Origin of the sequence: Burkholderia ubonensis (assembly GCF_902833085.1) — a bacterium.
Classification (GTDB): Bacteria; Pseudomonadota; Gammaproteobacteria; order Burkholderiales; family Burkholderiaceae; genus Burkholderia; species Burkholderia ubonensis.
Map to the genome: position 1 here is coordinate 293,870 of NZ_CADFEB010000005.1, position 17,265 is coordinate 311,134.

The window sequence follows — 17,265 nt, forward strand, 5'->3', positions numbered from 1 at the left end:
TAGCCTATCCGCCCTCTGCGAGCGCCGCTCAGCCGAGCGTCGCCTGCATCGCGCGCTCGATGTCCGCGCGCAGGTCGGCCTCGTCCTCGAGGCCGACGTAGAAGCGCACCAGCGTGCCGCGATGCGGCCACTCCGGCCGCATCGACGCGACGTCGTACGGCATCGCGAGGCTGCACGCGCCGCCCCAGCTCCAGCCGATCGCGAACAGCTCCAGCGCCTCGACGAAGCGGTCGACCTGCTCCGCGCTGTAGCGCGCGTCGAAGATTACCGAGAACAGGCCGCCCGCCGCCGGAGCGCCGCCCGCGGTGAAATCGCGAACGAACGACGCATGCCCCGGACAATCCGGCAGTTGCGGATGCAGCACGGTCGCGATTTCGGGCCGCGCCTTCAGCCAGTGCGCGAGCGCGAGCGCGCTCTTGCTGTGCGCGTCGAAGCGCGCCTGCATGCTCGGCAGGCTGCGCAGCACGAGCGAGCAGTCGTCGACCGACACGCCGATCCCGCAGCGCATCCGCGCGAGCTTCAGATGCGCGTGCAGCGCCGCGTCCGCGGTGATCGTCGCACCCATCAGCAGGTCGCTGCCGCCCGACTGGTACTTGGTCAGCGCCTGCACCGAGATGTCGACGCCGTGCTCGAACGGCTTGAACGCGAGCCCCGCCGAATACGTGTTGTCGATCGCGGTGACGACGCCGTGCTGCTTCGCGACCGTCGTGATCGCCCGGACATCCGGCACTTCCATCGTCACCGAGCCGGGCGCCTCGAGCCAGATCAGGCGCGTGTTCGGCCGGATCAGGTCCGCGATGCCGGCGCCGACGAGCGGATCATAGAAACGCGCGGTGATGCCGAAATCCTTTGCGAGCCAGTTGCCGAAATCGGCGTTCGGGCCGTAGACGTTGTGCGGGATCAGCACGTCGTCGCCGGCCTTCACCAGGCCGAAGTAGACGTTCATGATCGACGCGAGACCCGACGGCTGCAGCAGCGCGTGCGTGCCGCCCTCGATCTCCGCGAGCCGTTGCGCGAGCGCGAGCGAGGTCGGCGTCGCGTGCAGGCCGTAGCGCCACTGGCTGTCCTGGCGCCAGTCGAGGTTGCGCATCGTCGCGAGGTCGGGAAACACGACCGTCGACGCACGCGCGACCGGCGCGGCGAACGAACGGAAGCCTTCCGGAATCACGTCGTCGGGTTGAACGATGCGGGTTTGCAGCGCGCGCTTGGAAGTGGATGCAGTCATGGCGATGAGGCCGGGAGGTAGCCGAACGGTTGCTAAACGGACCGCCAGCATAGTCAAAACGGCCGCGTTTGGCCCGGTACAATGCGCGCCGCGCACACCGAGCCAGCGCGGGACTCAGTCGTCGGCGCGCAGGTCGACGACGCCGCCGACCGTTTCGATCTCCTGCACGCGGCCATCGCGCACCTGCAGCGCCGCGCGCGACCCGCGCGCCGGCCGCAGCACGACCGGCTGCGGGTCCGATTCATCCGAGTTCATCCGGTCCGCCTTCAGGCCGCCCGACGCATCGAAGCGGCCGATCCACACGCCGGTGATGTTGGTGCCGTCGTTCGATTCCTCGATTTCGAGCGTATCGCCGTCGCGGTCGCCGGCCAGCAGGATCACTTCGCCCGTGTCGGCGAACTGGTACTCGCCGTGCACGCCCTCTTCGTTCTCCTTCGGACCGAGACGCACGACGATCGGCCGGCCGCCGAGCGTGCCTTCGTAGCGCGGCAGGCGGGCGAACTCGGGATTCGGCTTGAGCGGCCGCGCGGGGGCCGAGTCGTCCTGTTGCGGGTCCTGCTGCGCGTCCGGCGCGATGACGTGTGCCGCGAATGCATGCGGCGTCGCCATGCCCGCCGCCAGCGCGCATGCGACGACGAGTGCCCGTTGCCATCCCGAATATCGACCCACCTTGTGTTGCTCCTTGCTCTCAGATCCGCTCGAAAATCGCGGCGATGCCCTGCCCGCCGCCGATACACATCGTCACGAGCGCGTAACGGCCGCCGATGCGCTGCAGCTCGTACAGCGCCTTCACGGCAATCAGCGCGCCCGTCGCGCCGATCGGGTGACCGAGCGAAATGCCCGACCCGTTCGGATTCACCTTCGCCGGGTCCAGCCCCAGCGCCTTCGTCACCGCGCAGGCCTGCGCGGCGAATGCCTCGTTTGCCTCGATCACGTCGAGATCCGCGACCGTCAGCCCTGCGCGCTCGAGCACCTTGCGCGTCGCCGGCACCGGGCCGATTCCCATGTACGCGGGATCGACGCCTGCGTGCGCATACGCGACGAGACGCGCGAGCGGCCGCGCGCCGCGCTGCTCGGCCACGCCGCGCTCCATCAGCAGCACCGCGGCGGCCGCGTCGTTGATGCCCGACGCGTTGCCGGCCGTCACCGTGCCGTTTTCCTTGACGAACACCGGGCGCAGCTTCGTGAAGTCATCGGCGCTCGCGTCGTGCCGCACGTGCTCGTCGCGGTCGAACACGACCGGCGTGCCCTTCTTCGAGCCGATCAGCTCGACCGGCAGGATCTGGTCCTTGAAGTAGCCGGCCTGCGCCGCATGCGACGCGCGCCGGTGCGATTCGAGCGCCAGCGCGTCCTGCTCGTCGCGCGAGATCCCGTATTTCGCCGCCACGTTCTCCGCCGTCACGCCCATATGGATCGACTGGAACGGATCGTTCAGCGCGCCGACCATCATGTCGACGACGCGCATGTCGCCCATCCGCTGGCCGAACCGCGCGGCCTGCATCGAATACGGCGCGCGGCTCATGTTTTCCGCGCCGCCGGCGATCGCGATGTCCGCATCGCCGAGCAGCACACCCTGCGCGGCCGACACGATCGCCTGCAGGCCCGAGCCGCACAGCCGGTTGACGGTGAGAGCGGGCACGTGCGGCGCGACGCCGCCGTCGATCGCGGCGACCCGCGCGAGGTACATGTCCTTCGGCTCGGTATGCACGACGTTGCCGAACACCACGTGGCCGACCTCGTCGCCCGACACCTGCGCGCGCTGCAGCACTTCGCGCACGACCTTCGCGCCCAGCTCGGTCGGCGGAAAACCCTTCAGGCTGCCGCCGAAATCGCCGATCGCGGTCCGCACGCCGCTCACCACCACCACTTCACGCTGCATGTTGCCTCCTCATCCCTTGTCCGAATGAAACAACCCCGTGGCCCGGCCGGCGTGCGGCATGCGCGTCAGCCCTGCATCAAGCGCTCCACCGCATCCCGCCGCGGAATCGGCGCGACCGCGCCGTAGCCCGTCGTCGACAGCGCCGCCGCCGCATTCGCGTAGCGCGCCGCCGTGAACGGATCGTCGCCCGCGACGATCCGCGCGACGAACGCGCCGCCGAAGCAGTCGCCCGCGCCCGTCGCGTCGATCGCCTCGACCGTGAAGCCCGGCACGACGCGCCGTTCGTGCGGCGTCGCGACATACGCGCCGTCCTTGCCGAGCTTCAGTGCGACGACCTGCGGCCCGAGCTCGAGCATCGCGTCGACGATCGCATCGCGATCGTCCGCGCCCGTGATCGCCGTGACGTCTTCCCAGCTCGGCAGGCAGATGTCCGTCTGGCGCAGCGCTTCGCGCATCACCGCGCGGGCGCGCGGCAGCGGCCACAGCTTCAGGCGCAGGTTCGTGTCGAAGCTGACCTTCGCGCCGTTGCGGCGCGCATGGTCGATCGCCGCGAACGCGGCGTCGCACGCGGCCGTGCCGATCGCGAGGCTGATGCCCGACAGGTGCACGGCTTTCGCGGCGGCGAGCGCGTCGAGCGGCAGGTCGCCGGTCGCGTAGCGGCTCGCGGCCGAGCCGGCGCGCAGGTAGTCGAACTGATGGCCGGTCGGGCCGTGCGTGACGAAGTACACGCCGGTCGGCGCCGCACGGTCGATGCGCACGTACGTCGTGTCGACGCCTTCACTGCGCCACAGGTCGTTCAGCAGCCGGCCGAACGGGTCGTCGCCGACCGCCGACACGAAGCCCGCCGACGCGCCCTGGCGCGCGGCCGCGATGCAGAAGTTCGACGTGTCGCCGCCGAAGCCCTGCAGGAATTCGGGACGGCCCGGCTGCGACTGGTTGAATTCGACCATCGCCTCGCCGAGCGCGAGGATCTCCGGAAACGGCGCCGCCATTGCTTACACCTCGCCCCACAGATCGTGACCGTCGGCGCCCGTGATCTTCACGGACACGAAATCGCCGACCTTGTAGCGCTTCGACGCCTTCTGCGCCGGCTCGACGTAGACGACGCCGTCGATTTCCGGCGCATCCGCCGCCGTGCGGCCGATACCGCCTTCGTCGCTCACTTCGTCGATCAGCACCTTCAGCGTCTTGCCGACCTTGCGCTCGATGCGCTTCGCCGACACCTCCTCGGCCACTTCCATGAAGCGCGCGCGGCGCGCCTCGCGCACGTCGTCGGGCAGTGCGCCGTCCAGCTCGTTCGCGGTCGCGCCTTCGACCGGCGAATACGCGAAGCAGCCGACGCGGTCGAGCTCCGCCTCGCGGATGAAGTCGAGCAGCGTCTCGAACTGCTCCTCGGTCTCGCCGGGGAAGCCTGCGATGAACGTGCTGCGGATCGTCAGGTCCGGGCAGATCTCGCGCCACTTCTGCACGCGCTCGAGCACCTTCTCGGCGTTCGCCGGGCGCTTCATGCGCTTGAGCACTTCCGGATGCGCGTGCTGGAACGGCACGTCGAGGTACGGCAGCACGTGGCCCTTGAACGGGCCTTCGGCCATCAGCGGAATGACTTCATCGACGCTCGGATACGGATACACGTAGTGCAGGCGCACCCACGCGCCGTACTGCGCCGCGAGCTCGCCGAGCGCGGCGACCAGGTCGGTCATGCGCGTCTTGATCGGCTTGCCGTTCCAGAAGCCCGTGCGGTATTTGACGTCGACGCCGTAAGCGCTCGTGTCCTGCGAGATCACGAGCAGTTCCTTGACGCCGGACTTGAACAGGTTTTCCGCTTCGAGCATCACTTCGGCGACCGGGCGCGACACGAGGTCGCCGCGCATCGACGGGATGATGCAGAACGTGCAGCGGTGGTTGCAGCCTTCGGAAATCTTCAGGTACGCGTAGTGGCGCGGCGTGAGCTTGATGCCGGCCGCGGGCACGAGGTCGACGAACGGATCGTGCGGCTTCGGCAGGTGCGAATGGACCGCCTGCATCACCTCGCCGACCGCGTGCGGGCCGGTGACCGCGAGCACCTTCGGATGCACTTCCTCGATCAGGCCCGAGCCGCTTGCGCTCTTTTTCGCGCCGAGGCAGCCGGTGACGATCACCTTGCCGTTTTCGGTCAGCGCCTCGCCGATCGCGTCGAGGCTCTCCTGCACGGCTTCGTCGATGAAGCCGCAGGTGTTGACGACGACGAGGTCGGCGCCGTCGTAGGTGCCGGAGATTTCATAGCCCTCGGCGCGCAGCTGGGTGATGATTTGTTCGGAGTCGACCAGGGCTTTCGGGCACCCGAGGGATACGAACCCTACTTTGGGGGATTGGGACATCTTGAATGTGGGGGCGTGGCGGCAAAAAAAGAGAGTTTACAGCCATTTAGGGTTCGGCGAGCCAAAATGAGCGGGCGGAATTCACGAGCCACAGGGCGACGTGCGTATCTGCCCTTGTTCTTTCATCTGATGTATCGTGGCGCGATGCGAGCGCCGAACAACGGCCGTTGCGTCGCCTCATACGACCGGCACACGGCGCGCCCGCCCCCGAAACACGAAAGCCGTCCGCCGCGCGAGCGCGTTCGGCCAAACCCCTTCCACCTGCCCTGAAACCCTCGCCATGAAGAAGCTTGTCAACCGCCCGTCCGACGTCGTGCGCGAAATGCTGGAAGGCATCGCGCGGCAGTCGCCGCATCTCGCGATCCTCGGCGACGAGCACGTGCTCGTCCGCAGGCCGCTTCCCGAACCGTCGCAGCGCGTGGTCGCGGTCCTGTCCGGCGGAGGCAGCGGCCACGAGCCCGCGCACGGCGGCTACGTCGGCGACGGGATGCTGAGCGCGGCCGTGTGCGGCGAGGTGTTCACGTCACCGTCCACCGACGCCGTGCTGGCCGCGATCCGCGCGACCGCCGGCCCGAACGGCGCGCTGCTCGTCGTCAAGAACTACACGGGCGACCGGCTCAATTTCGGGCTCGCCGCCGAACTCGCGCGCGCGGAGGGCATTCCGGTCGAGGCGGTCATCGTCGCCGACGACGTATCGCTGCGCGAGCGCGTCGAGCGCGGGCAGCGACGCGGGATCGCGGGCACCGTCCTGATCCACAAGCTCGCCGGTGCCGCCGCCGCACGCGGGCTGCCGCTCGCCCGCGTCGCCGCGATCGCGCGCGAGGCCGCGGCCGATCTCGGCACGATGGGCGTCGCACTCGACGGCTGCACGATACCGGGCGCCGACAAATCGGGCTTCAGCCTCGCCGACCACGAAATCGAGCTCGGCCTCGGCATCCATGGCGAAAAGGGCGTGGAACGCACTGCACCGCTGCCGGCCGACGCGCTGGTCGACACGCTGCTGTCGAGCATCGTCGCCGATCTCGTCCTCGCCGGCGGCGAACGGGTCGCACTGCTCGTCAACGGTCTCGGCGCCACGCCCGACATGGAGCTGGCGATCGTGCTGCGCGCCGCGTACGACAACCTGAGCCGGCGCGGCATCGCCGTCGAACGCGCATGGGCCGGCACGTTCCTGTCGGCGCTCGACATGCCCGGCTGCTCGATTTCCGTGCTGCGGCTGAACGACGAGCGTGCGGCGCTGCTCGACGCGCCGACGCAGGCGCGCGCGTGGCCGGGCGGCGGCGCTGTCAACCCGCAGATCCGGGTGGCCGCCGAGGAAATCCGCGATGCGCCACCCGCAGCGCTCGACGCAACCGGCCGCGCATGGGCCGCGCGCCTGCAGCCGGCACTGCACGCGGTCGCGCGCACGCTGATCGACAACGAAGCGACGTTGGCGGAACTCGACGCGGCGGCCGGCGACGGCGACCTCGGCGCGAGCATGCATCGGGCCGCTCAGGCGATTCTCGCGTTGCCCGACGCCGCGTACGGCACGCCGGCCGGCGCGCTCACGGCGCTCGGCGCCGCGTTGCGTCGCGCGATCGCGGGCAGTTCGGGGCCCTTCTACGCAACCGCGCTGCTGCGTGCGTCGCGCCGCCTTGCCGACGTCGCCGAGCCGTCGGCGCGCGACTGGGCCATGGCGTTCCGCAGTGCGGTGGAGTCGATCGGTGAGCTGGGCGGTGCGCGCGCCGGCGACCGGACGATGCTCGATGCGCTGGTGCCGGCCGTCGACGCGTTCGACCGTGCGCTCGAAGACGATCCGAACGGCGCTGCCGCATGGGCCGTGGCCGTCGAAGCCGCCGAACGCGGCGCGCAGGCAACCGCCCGCATGACGCCGCGCGCGGGGCGTGCGAGCTATCTGGGCGAACGCGCGATCGGCACGCCCGACGGAGGCGCCGTCGCGGTCGCATACTGGTTGCGGGCGTTGCTGCCGCACGTGCGGTAAGCGGCAACTCGGCCGTGCTCGCCAATTGAAGCGGTGTTGTAGTAAGCAAGCGCGTCGCCTTGGTTGCGCCACTCGACAGCCTCTTCGACCATTGCGTACCGGGCAACGATAGAAGCACAGTCTTCGCCACGCTGGACGAGCGCAAGGATGACTGACCGCTGTCTGTCCGGGCGCACGGTCGCGAAGATGCGTCCGCCACCTTCTCGCCGGCCACTCAGGCCGGCGCCTAACCCTCCGCAATCACCCTGCCGAAACGAAAGGACGGCTCCATGTCATTACGACGTTTGATACGCACTGGGCTCTCGCTATGCCTGTTGATCGCAGGCACGGCGATGGCCCAACCGGTCGAAGTACCGGGTTTTACCCACGTACGCTCCCTGGGCGGTATCGACGAATACCGCCTGGACCCCAACGGTCTCACCGTGCTGGCCATGCCCGACCCTGCCGCGACGGTGGTCAGTCTCCAGGTGTTGTACAAGGTGGGTTCACGCAACGAGGTCACCGGCACCACCGGCGGCACCCACCTGCTGGAGCACCTGATGTTCAAGGGAAGCCGGCACTACAACAGGGAACAAGGCAACTCGCTGAACGTCTACATGGAGCGGGTCGGCGCCAGCTTCAACGCCACCACCTCGATGGACCGCACCAACTACTTCGGCACACTCGGGCGTGATGCGTTGGAAGGCTACATCGCGATCGAGGCCGACCGCATGCGTAACCTGCTGCTGCGCCCGGAAGACCTGGCCAGCGAGATGACGGTGGTGCGCAACGAGTACGAGCAGGGCGAGAACAGTCCTTTCCGCGCCTTGTTCCAGCAGGTACTGGCCACCGCTTACCAGGCGCACCCCTACCATCACCCCACCATCGGCTGGCGTAGCGACATCGAGCATGCCAGCGTGAACAAGCTGCGAGCCTTCTACGACACCTACTACTGGCCGGACAATGCGGTGGTCATCCTGGTCGGAGACTTCCGGCCGGAGCAAGCGCTCGGCTGGATCAAGCAGTACTACGGCGACATCCCGCGCGCACCCGCGGCGATCCCGGCGTTGACTACCGAGGAACCGCCGCAGCAGGGGCCGCGACGGCTGGTGCTCAAACGGGCCGGTGCAACGGGCAATCTGATCATCGCCTTCAAGGCACCTCACGCCCTGCATCCCGATGCGGCTGCATTAACCGTGCTGGGCCTGGTATTGAGCCAGGGCAAGAGCAGCCCGCTGTATCGCACGCTGGTGGACACAGCGGTTGCCACGAATGCCAGAGCCAGCTTCATGGCGCAGCACGATCCCGGTCCGTTTCTGGTCACGATCAGCCTGTCGCCCAACGCCAAACACGAGCAAGCCGAGAAAATCGCCTGGGCCGAACTGGAACGCATCAAGACCGAGGGCGTGACTCGCGAGGATATCCAGCGGGTGCTGGGTCCTTACCGCGCCGAACAGATCTACAAGCGCGACGGTGTCGGCATGACCTCCGCCCTGTTGGGCGAGGCGGTCGCGCAGGGCGATTGGACCCAGTTCGTCACCGAGCTGGAACAACTGGAAAAGGTCACGCCCGCCGATGTGCAGCGGGTTGCCCGCAAGTACCTCAATGAAGACCAGAGCACCACCGGCTGGTTCGTACCGGAGAAGTCCACATGATGCGCGTTCGTTTCAACTACCTGCGGCCATGGCTGGTGTTGTTCGCCGCGCTGTGGTTGCCTATTGCGGCTCAGGCGGGCATCGCCGATCGCGTCGTGCGCTCCCGGGCCGGCAGCATCGACCTGTTGGTCTATCCCATGGCGCCGCAGGAGATGGTGTCCCTTTCCGGCGTGATGCCCCTGGGCGATGCCGATGCGGCGAGCAAGGCGGCCAATCCCGCCGTGCCCTTGCTGACCGGCATGTTGCTGCAGGAAGGCAGCGCCCGCCGCGACAAGGTGGCCATCTCCGCGCTGCTGGACAGCCTGGGCGCGCAGTTGTCGTTCCGGACCGAGGGAGGCTACGTCGGCATCCACGGCCGAAGCCTGACCAAGGATTTGCCTACGCTGATCGACCTGATGGCCGAGCAGTTGCGCCTGCCGGCCTTCAAGGCGGAGGAACTCGCGAAGGCCAAGACCCGGCTGGAGGCTCAAGTCCGCCAGAGAGGGGAAAATCCGTCCGCGCAGGCCGCCGAGGCGCTCTATCGATCCATCTACCCCGACGCGCACCTCAACGCCCCGGTGCCACGCGAGCGGATGCTCCAGGCCATTGCCGCCGCCACGCTGGACGATATCAAGGCGTTTCATCGGGCCTACTACGGACCGGCGCATATGACCCTGGTCGTGGTGGGCGGTGCGGACCCTCGCCGCCTGCAGTCCTGGGTGACCGACGCTTTCGCCGGCTGGAGCGGTGGCAAGGCCCTCGTGCGGCAGGGGCCGCCACGCAAGGCGAACCGGGCCGACACGCAGCGCATCGCCATGAAGGACAAGGCGTCCATCAGCGTGATGCTGGGTCAGGCCATCGACGTGCGCGCCAACGACGCCGACTACCTGCCCCTGAGCGCGGCCGTCAACATCCTGGGCAGCGGCTTCACCGGCCGGCTGATGGCGAGCGTCCGCGACAAGGAAGGCCTGACCTACGGCATCCGTGCGAGCCTGTCCGGGCTCTCCATCATGGACGGAGGATTCCTCATCAACACCAGCTTCGCCCCGCCCCTGCTGGACAAGGGCGTCGCAAGCACCCGCCGCGTACTGGACGCCTGGTGGAAACAGGGCATCACCCAGGCGGAACTGAATGCGCGCAAGGACGGCATGATCGGCCGCCATCAAGTCGCCATGGAAACCACGGGACAGATGGCCGCCATGCTCACCCAGACGGTGCTCCAGGACCAACCCCTGAGCGACCTGGATACCTATCCCGAGCGCGTCCGTGCGCTGACCGTGGACCAGGTCAACGCCGCCATCCGCAAGCACCTGGACCCCAGCAAGATGGCGCTGGTCGAAGCGGGGACGTTTGCGGAGAAATAGCACGCCTCCCGCTTGATCGCTTCACTCCGACCCGGCTCGCCCGGGTCGTTCTTCGTCAAGGTCCGCGCCGCATTCCCCGGTAATCCGCGACGAACCCGAAAATATGGGGTTCACGAAGAAGTTAAAGCTCAGGCTCGCACTACCCGCCATGTTCCACTACCGGCATCACGATTGTAAAAATACGAAGCCGAGACGTTGAACAGGAAACCGGAGCCAGGACTGGCGTGATTGCGGGTGTCCAGAAAGCCGGTGCCGTTATTGAAATCATTTAAAAGATGCAACTGATCCCCGGCGACGAGACCAGGGTTATTGTTGGCACTTGATTCAATTAAAATGTGCCAGACAGCCGACCCATTACCCGTCGCCACACCGAAATCACCATTGGGCAAAAATGTGTTGCCGAACAGCGCCAAACTTGCTTCATTCTTGAGAGCCAGAATGGCCACCCGATCGCAACTTCTAATTATATTCCCATTATCCTTGGCGCCACCGAGCGAAAAAATTACCCATTGCGTTACAGTGTCATAGCCATTTATGGACGGATAGGTTCCGACATCGTCCACGGCACCGGCAATGTTCGACCCCGCCCCTGCACCGAGGTAGCTACCGCCCTGGTAGCCGTTTACGAAACGAACAAGATCGCCATACCTAATATAATCTTCCATTTTCACCCTCCGGGTCGTGACGCATTGGTCCATACAGTCATGCAGAATGGGCCTCACAAGCCAACCAGACAATACTTACACATATAAAGCCACGTTTTGGAGCCCGCGCACTGCAAACATACTCTCCCCAACACAACAACAGCAAGAAACAAGCACACCATTCAACAAAGTCGCGCACCATTCAACAAACTCGAATATCCCCTGAAGCTTGCGCAAAGGCGACCGGGAAGCGTCTTGCCGCGCGCCTCCCTACGCTCACCTCATCGTCATCTCGCCATCAACCATCCGATTCAACATCGATACTCATTCAACATCCACAACTACCACCAAAGCGCTGAACAATATCCATCACAATATTGCAAAATCCAGCCAATCCAGCCCCTTATCAACCCGGAAAAACGATAAATTAATTTAATTGGAATTGTTCAATGCCAAACCATAATCTCTGTTGCGCACCGCAGCAGAGGAACACTGCAGTCCAATTACGAAGCAATATGGAATTCCGGACAGCCTTCCAAAACAGATAACTCACGCCCGAAAGCCGCAGAACCAAAACGAACCATAAGGTCACAGACCCCATTTCCTTATAAAAACAAACGCCACCTCACCGAGCATCAACCGCATCAAAAACCACATCATCGATTAACTCACAAAGGAAAAATCGTGAAAAAGATTGTACCGATGCTTTTTACTGCCATGATGCTCGCCTCTTCCTACGCGTCTGCTGACACCCTGTGCAAAGCCGGCAAGATCGACAAGATCGAAACCGATACCAGCGGCAATCTGGTGGTCGTTATTGCCGACGGCTCCTACGCGTTCAGCGCGAAGGAATTTTTCCCGATCATTTATTCCGCCTACAACGACAACCGGAATTTCTTCATCTACGGCAATGGATGCGCGAACGGAACGGTGGCAACCCGCTTCGCGATTCGATAAGCGCACCTCGCGGTTAGTCGACGGCAACGGCGATTAACTTTTATTTTCATGTCGGCGACCGGCATTCGCCGGTCGGCCTCACTCGAGGTTGCCTGACGCCGTTTTTTCGGCGCACAGAATCCACCCGCATTTGGACGGCGCGTTTCGCGCGCTGATCGACGCCGGCGCGCGCGATCACCGCTGCGGGGCTGACGTCACCAGTTGAACCGCGCATGTTGCGCAAGCGATGCATGCGCATGTCGAACGCACGCGCACGACGATCGAGCGGACGGCATTGCCATGCGCTCGTGCGTGGAAGATCGGGAAATCGGGAGCAACACGCTACGGCAGCGATTCAGGCTCGCTCCGTGCATCAGAGAGCCACGAACCCGCAGACGCCGATGCAAACGACCGGCCCAGGGTATCGTCGTACGGCGCCGCCGTCGCAGCGGACCACGAGTCCGCACGACATGCGGCGACCTTGGCGCGGACCTTGGCGCAATACGACAGACTTGCGTCCAATCCACGCGATCCCGGCGCGGCGCGTTGCGCGCCCGCACCGGCTATCCGCTTACTTCTTCTCCGGCTCCGAGCCAGGCGGCTTGAACGGAAACGAACTGAACATCGACTTCGCCTGACTCTGCATCTGCTCCTGCATCTGCACGAACATGTTCTTCGATTGCTCGATGTAGCTCGTCATCATGCCCTGCATCATCGGCGCCTGCATGTTCATGAACTGCGACCAGATCTCCGGATTCATCGCATTGTTCTCATACAGGTTCTTCGACTGGTCCGCGAGCTTGTTCTGGATGTCGATGAACGCCTGGATGTTCTTCTCCAGGTAGGTGCCCATCATCCCCTGCATCGCATGCCCGTAGAAGCGGATGATCTGCGACAGCATCGACGACGAGAACATCGGCACGCCGCCGCTTTCCTCTTCGAGGATGATCTGCAGCAGGATGCTGCGGGTCAGGTCTTCGCTCGATTTCGCGTCGACGACCTTGAAATCCTCCTGGTCCAGCACGAGCTGTTTCACGTCGGTAAGCGTGATGTACGTGCTTGTCTCGGTATCGTAGAGCCGGCGGTTCGGATATTTCTTGATGAGCCGTTCAGCCGTTTTCTTTGTAGTAGTCATGTAACGCCTTTAAATGCCAGCGCAGCGCAGTGACGATCCCCCGCCGCCCGAAAGACGGGCGGCGGGGCCCCTTTGTAGACGCCGAGCCGCGCGGCCACCCGGCCCGCGCGGTTCGGGGGCTCAGCCCATGTGCAGGCCGCCGTTCAGCGAGAAGTCGGCGCCCGTCGCGAAGCCCGAGTCGTTCGACGCGAGCCACGCGACGATCGAGCCGATCTCCTCGGGCCCGCCGAGGCGGCGCACCGGAATCGTGGCGACGATCTTCTCGAGCACGTCAGGGCGGATCGCCTTGACCATGTCGGTGCCGATGTAGCCCGGCGACACGGTGTTGACCGTCACGCCCTTCGTCGCGACTTCCTGCGCGAGCGACATCGTGAAGCCGTGGATGCCGGCCTTCGCGGTCGAGTAGTTGGTCTGGCCGAACTGGCCCTTCTGGCCATTCACCGACGAAATGTTGATGATCCGGCCCCAACCGCGCTCGACCATCCCGTCGATCACCTGTTTCGTCACGTTGAACAGGCTCGTCAGGTTGGTGTCGATGACGGCCGTCCAGTCCTCGTGCGTCATCTTGCGGAACACGACGTCGCGCGTGATGCCCGCATTGTTGACCAGCACGTCGATCTCGCCAACCTCGGCCTTGACCTTGTCGAACGCTTCCTTGGTCGAGTCCCAGTCGCCGACGTTGCCTTCCGATGCGATGAAGTCGAACCCGAGCGCCTTCTGATCCTCGAGCCACTTCACGCGGCGCGGCGAGTTCGGGCCGCAGCCCGCGACCACCTTGAAGCCGTCCTTCGACAGACGCTGGCAGATGCTTGTGCCGATGCCGCCCATGCCGCCCGTTACGTAAGCAATTCGCTGAGACATAAATCTCACTCCATTTTTTTGGTTTCGAGAGCAGCCAAGGCCACCTCTGACTTCACGCGGCGCCGGCCGGACCTCACGGCCGGCGCCGAGAACCGGACGACGGGATTACGGACGCTCGAGCGCGAGCGCAACCCCCATCCCGCCGCCGATGCACAGCGACGCCAGCCCGCGCTTCGCGTCGCGCTTGACCATCTCGTGCAGCAGCGTCACCAGGATCCGGCAGCCCGATGCCCCGATCGGATGACCGATCGCGATCGCCCCGCCGTTCACGTTCACCTTCGACGTGTCCCAGCCCATCTGCTTGTGCACCGCCAGCGCCTGCGCCGCGAACGCCTCGTTGATCTCCATCAGGTCCAGGTCGCCCGGCGTCCAGCCCGCACGCTCCAGGCACCGACGCGACGCCGGCACCGGACCCATCCCCATCACGCTCGGGTCCACCCCCGCGTTCGCGTACGCCTTGATCCGCGCCAGCGGCGTCAGACCCAGCGCCGCCGCCTTCTGCGCCGACATCACCAGCACCGCCGCCGCGCCGTCGTTGATCCCCGACGCGTTCGCCGCCGTCACCGTGCCGTCCTTCGCGAACGCCGGCTTCAGCCCCGCCAGCGCGTCCGCCGTCACGCCGTGACGCACGAACTCGTCGGTCGCGAACTGCAGCGGCTCGCCCTTCCTCTGCGGGATCGCCACCGGCACGATCTCGGCATCGAAGCGCCCCGCCTTCTGCGCCGCTTCCGCCTTGTTCTGCGACAGCGCCGCGAAGGCGTCCTGCTCCTCGCGCGTGATCCCGTATTCCTTCGCGACGTTCTCCGCCGTGATCCCCATGTGGTACTGGTTGTACACGTCCCACAGCCCGTCGACGATCATCGTGTCGACCAGCTTCACGTCGCCCATCCGGAACCCGTCGCGCGAGCCCGGCAGCACGTGCGGCGCCGCGCTCATGTTCTCCTGCCCGCCCGCGACCACGATCTCCGCGTCGCCCGCCGCGATCGCGTTCGCCGCCAGCATCACCGCCTTCAGGCCCGAGCCGCATACCTTGTTGATCGTCATCCCCGGCACCGCGCTCGGCAGCCCGGCCTTGATCAGCGACTGCCGCGCCGGGTTCTGGCCCGAGCCGGCCGCCAGCACCTGGCCCATGATCACTTCGCTCACCTGCTCCGGCTTCACGCCGGCGCGCTCCAGCACCGCGCGGATCACCGTCGCGCCCAGCTCCGGCGCCGCGATCTTCGCGAGCGTGCCGCCGAATTTGCCGACCGCGGTCCGCGCGGCCGATACGATCACTACGTCCGTCATTTCCATTTCCTCCGGGCCGGCGCGACACGGCGCATCGCTCCCCGCCCTGTTAAAAAAACCGCGGCGCACCGGACAGCGTGCGCCGCTGTCCGGTTTTCGTCAATCGCGCTGCAACACGTACCGGCCAGGCGCCGGCTCGATCACCGGGAACTGTGGCGAGCCGAGCTGCGCGCGCGGAGCCACCTTGCGGCCGCCGTACTGATCGAGCCATTCGATCCAGGCCGGCCACCAGCTGCCGGGCTGCTCGGTCGCGCCGGCGAACCAGTCGTCGGCCGATTCGGACGGGCTGTCGTCGTTGACCCAGTAACTGCGCTTCTTTTTCGCGGGCGGATTGACCACGCCGGCGATGTGGCCCGACGCACCCAGCACGAACTTCAGCGGGCCCGTCAGGATCGACGTCGACGCGTAGGCCGTCTGCCACGGCACGATGTGATCCTCGCGCGAGCCGTAGATGAACGTCGGCACGTCGATGCGCGACAGGTCGACCGCTTCGCCGCACACGGTCAGCGCGCCCGGCACGCGCAGCCGGTTCTCGAGATAGGTATTGCGCAGGTACCACGCGTACATCGGGCCGGGCAGGTTCGTCGAGTCGCTGTTCCAGTACAGCAGGTCGAACGGCGCCGGCGTGCGGCCCTTCAGGTAGTTGTCGACGACGTAGTTCCACACGAGATCGTTCGGGCGCAGGAACGAGAACGTGTTCGCGAACTCGACGCCGCGCATCAGCCCGGGCGGCGTGCCGTTCTTGCCGCCGATCGTCTGTTCGCGCATCTGCACGTGCGCCTCGTCGACGAACACGTCGACGACGCCCGTATCGGAGAAGTCGAGCATCGCCGTGAGCAGCGTCATCGACGCGGCCGGGTGCTCGCCGCGCGCCGCGAGCACCGCGAGCGCGGTCGCCAGCATCGTGCCGCCGACGCAGAAGCCGAGCGTGTTGATCTGCTCGCGGCCGCTGACCTGCTGCACCGCATCGATCGCGGCCAGCATGCCTTCGTTCATGTAGTCGTCCCAGGTCTTGTGGGCGACCGACGCGTCCGCATTGCGCCACGACACGAGGAACACCTGGTGGCCGCACGACAGCGCGTGCGCGACGAGCGAATTCTCGGGCTGCAGATCGAGGATGTAGAACTTGTTGATGCACGGCGGCACGATGAGGAGCGGCCTTTCGAACACCGTCTCCGTCGTCGGCTTGTACTGGATCAGCTGGATCAGGTCGTTCTCGTAGACGACCGCGCCCTCGGTGCAGCCGAGGTTCCTGCCGACCACGAACTGCGATTCGTCGGTCTGCGAAATCTTGCCGCGCTGCAGGTCGCCGAGCAGGTTCATCATCCCCTGGCGCAGGCTCTCGCCCTGGGTCTCGATGATCGACTTCTGCGCGTCCGGATTGAGCGCGAGGAAGTTGCTCGGCGCGGCGGCGGCCGTCCACTGCTGGACCGTGAAGCGAATCCGCTCGCGCGTCTTCGGATCGGTCTCGAGCGCGTCGGCAAGCTCCTGCAGGTAGCGCGCGTTGAGCAGGTACCACGCCGCGGCGAACGCATGCGCGGGCGACGCCTTCCATGCGTCGCCGCTGAAGCGGCGATCCTTCAGTTCGGGCGCCTCGAGCTTCGCGGCGCTCGCCTGCTGCATCAGCGTCACGCAGTCGCGCGCATAGTCGGCCTGCAGCTTCTGCAGGCGCTCCGGGGCAATCGCGGCGACCGGCAGCTTCAGGCCCGCGAACGGCGACGCCGCGCCGCCGAAATCGGGCATCGACGGCACCTGGAACGGAAACGACTTGGGAAACTGGAACGTCGCGAACGGATTCGTCGCAGTCGACGCCGCTGCCGCGCGCGCCGGGTCCGCGAAGCCCCGCCACGCGCTCAACCACGCCTCGAACATCTGCTGCATCGGCTGGGCTGCCTGATCGAATGCCTGGCGGCCCGTGGAAGTGTCCGCCTGTGCGGACGTCGACGAGTTTTTCGATGCTGTCATTACCTGCCTTACCGGTGA

General features: G+C 66.1%; 14 protein-coding genes. 4 read left to right on the top strand and 10 right to left on the bottom strand.

Going from position 1 to position 17,265, the window contains the following annotated elements:
- Positions 1 to 28: 28 nt before the first annotated feature.
- The 5 genes from HWX31_RS15785 to rimO all read right to left on the bottom strand — a co-directional run bounded on the left by HWX31_RS15785 (position 29) and on the right by rimO (position 5,461).
- Positions 29 to 1,225 (bottom strand): cystathionine beta-lyase, encoded by a 1,197-nt coding sequence (locus tag HWX31_RS15785; protein WP_174960123.1) that lies wholly within the window; start codon positions 1,223 to 1,225, stop codon positions 29 to 31.
- A gap of 114 nt (positions 1,226 to 1,339) precedes the next feature.
- The gene (locus tag HWX31_RS15790; protein ID WP_174960125.1) at positions 1,340 to 1,894 is read right to left on the bottom strand and encodes a hypothetical protein; all 555 of its coding nucleotides are present in this window, start codon (positions 1,892 to 1,894) and stop codon (positions 1,340 to 1,342) included.
- A gap of 19 nt (positions 1,895 to 1,913) precedes the next feature.
- Positions 1,914 to 3,104: a beta-ketothiolase BktB gene (gene bktB / locus HWX31_RS15795; RefSeq protein ID WP_174960127.1), complete on the bottom strand. Its 1,191-nt coding sequence runs from the start codon at positions 3,102 to 3,104 to the stop codon at positions 1,914 to 1,916.
- A gap of 65 nt (positions 3,105 to 3,169) precedes the next feature.
- Positions 3,170 to 4,096 carry a sugar kinase gene (locus tag HWX31_RS15800; RefSeq protein ID WP_174960129.1) on the bottom strand — a complete coding sequence of 309 codons (927 nt, stop codon included), beginning with the start codon at positions 4,094 to 4,096 and terminating at the stop codon, positions 3,170 to 3,172.
- A gap of 3 nt (positions 4,097 to 4,099) precedes the next feature.
- Complete coding sequence (rimO, locus tag HWX31_RS15805; RefSeq protein WP_059619141.1) at positions 4,100 to 5,461, bottom strand: 30S ribosomal protein S12 methylthiotransferase RimO; 1,362 nt, start codon at positions 5,459 to 5,461, stop codon at positions 4,100 to 4,102.
- Positions 5,462 to 5,741: 280 nt separating this feature from the next.
- On the opposite strand from rimO, the gene HWX31_RS15810 reads away from it, so the two are divergent.
- The 3 genes from HWX31_RS15810 to HWX31_RS15820 all read left to right on the top strand — a co-directional run bounded on the left by HWX31_RS15810 (position 5,742) and on the right by HWX31_RS15820 (position 10,419).
- Complete coding sequence (locus tag HWX31_RS15810; protein ID WP_174960131.1) at positions 5,742 to 7,442, top strand: dihydroxyacetone kinase family protein; 1,701 nt, start codon at positions 5,742 to 5,744, stop codon at positions 7,440 to 7,442.
- A gap of 332 nt (positions 7,443 to 7,774) precedes the next feature.
- Positions 7,775 to 9,076, top strand: a complete 1,302-nt coding sequence (locus HWX31_RS15815; protein WP_244143756.1) for a M16 family metallopeptidase — start codon at positions 7,775 to 7,777, stop codon at positions 9,074 to 9,076.
- Positions 9,073 to 10,419: a M16 family metallopeptidase gene (locus HWX31_RS15820; RefSeq protein ID WP_174960135.1), complete on the top strand. Its 1,347-nt coding sequence runs from the start codon at positions 9,073 to 9,075 to the stop codon at positions 10,417 to 10,419. The genes HWX31_RS15815 and HWX31_RS15820 overlap by 4 nt, the downstream gene beginning before the upstream one ends.
- Positions 10,420 to 10,547: 128 nt before the next feature.
- Here the strand turns inward: HWX31_RS15820 and HWX31_RS15825 are convergent, their stop codons facing one another.
- The gene (locus HWX31_RS15825; RefSeq protein WP_174960137.1) at positions 10,548 to 11,084 is read right to left on the bottom strand and encodes a hypothetical protein; all 537 of its coding nucleotides are present in this window, start codon (positions 11,082 to 11,084) and stop codon (positions 10,548 to 10,550) included.
- A gap of 663 nt (positions 11,085 to 11,747) precedes the next feature.
- On the opposite strand from HWX31_RS15825, the gene HWX31_RS15830 reads away from it, so the two are divergent.
- Positions 11,748 to 12,020: a hypothetical protein gene (locus HWX31_RS15830; protein WP_174960139.1), complete on the top strand. Its 273-nt coding sequence runs from the start codon at positions 11,748 to 11,750 to the stop codon at positions 12,018 to 12,020.
- A gap of 550 nt (positions 12,021 to 12,570) precedes the next feature.
- On the opposite strand, the gene phaR is transcribed toward HWX31_RS15830, so the two are convergent.
- The 4 genes from phaR to phaC all read right to left on the bottom strand — a co-directional run bounded on the left by phaR (position 12,571) and on the right by phaC (position 17,247).
- Positions 12,571 to 13,134 (bottom strand): polyhydroxyalkanoate synthesis repressor PhaR, encoded by a 564-nt coding sequence (phaR, locus tag HWX31_RS15835; protein ID WP_059611667.1) that lies wholly within the window; start codon positions 13,132 to 13,134, stop codon positions 12,571 to 12,573.
- Between the two features lie 120 nt (positions 13,135 to 13,254).
- Positions 13,255 to 13,995 (bottom strand): 3-ketoacyl-ACP reductase, encoded by a 741-nt coding sequence (locus HWX31_RS15840; RefSeq protein ID WP_174960141.1) that lies wholly within the window; start codon positions 13,993 to 13,995, stop codon positions 13,255 to 13,257.
- 105 nt (positions 13,996 to 14,100) lie between these two features.
- Positions 14,101 to 15,282 carry an acetyl-CoA C-acetyltransferase gene (locus tag HWX31_RS15845; RefSeq protein ID WP_174960143.1) on the bottom strand — a complete coding sequence of 394 codons (1,182 nt, stop codon included), beginning with the start codon at positions 15,280 to 15,282 and terminating at the stop codon, positions 14,101 to 14,103.
- Between the two features lie 99 nt (positions 15,283 to 15,381).
- A complete protein-coding gene (gene phaC, locus HWX31_RS15850) occupies positions 15,382 to 17,247 on the bottom strand; it encodes a class I poly(R)-hydroxyalkanoic acid synthase (protein WP_174960145.1) in 1,866 nt (621 codons plus the stop codon).
- Positions 17,248 to 17,265: the final 18 nt, after the last annotated feature.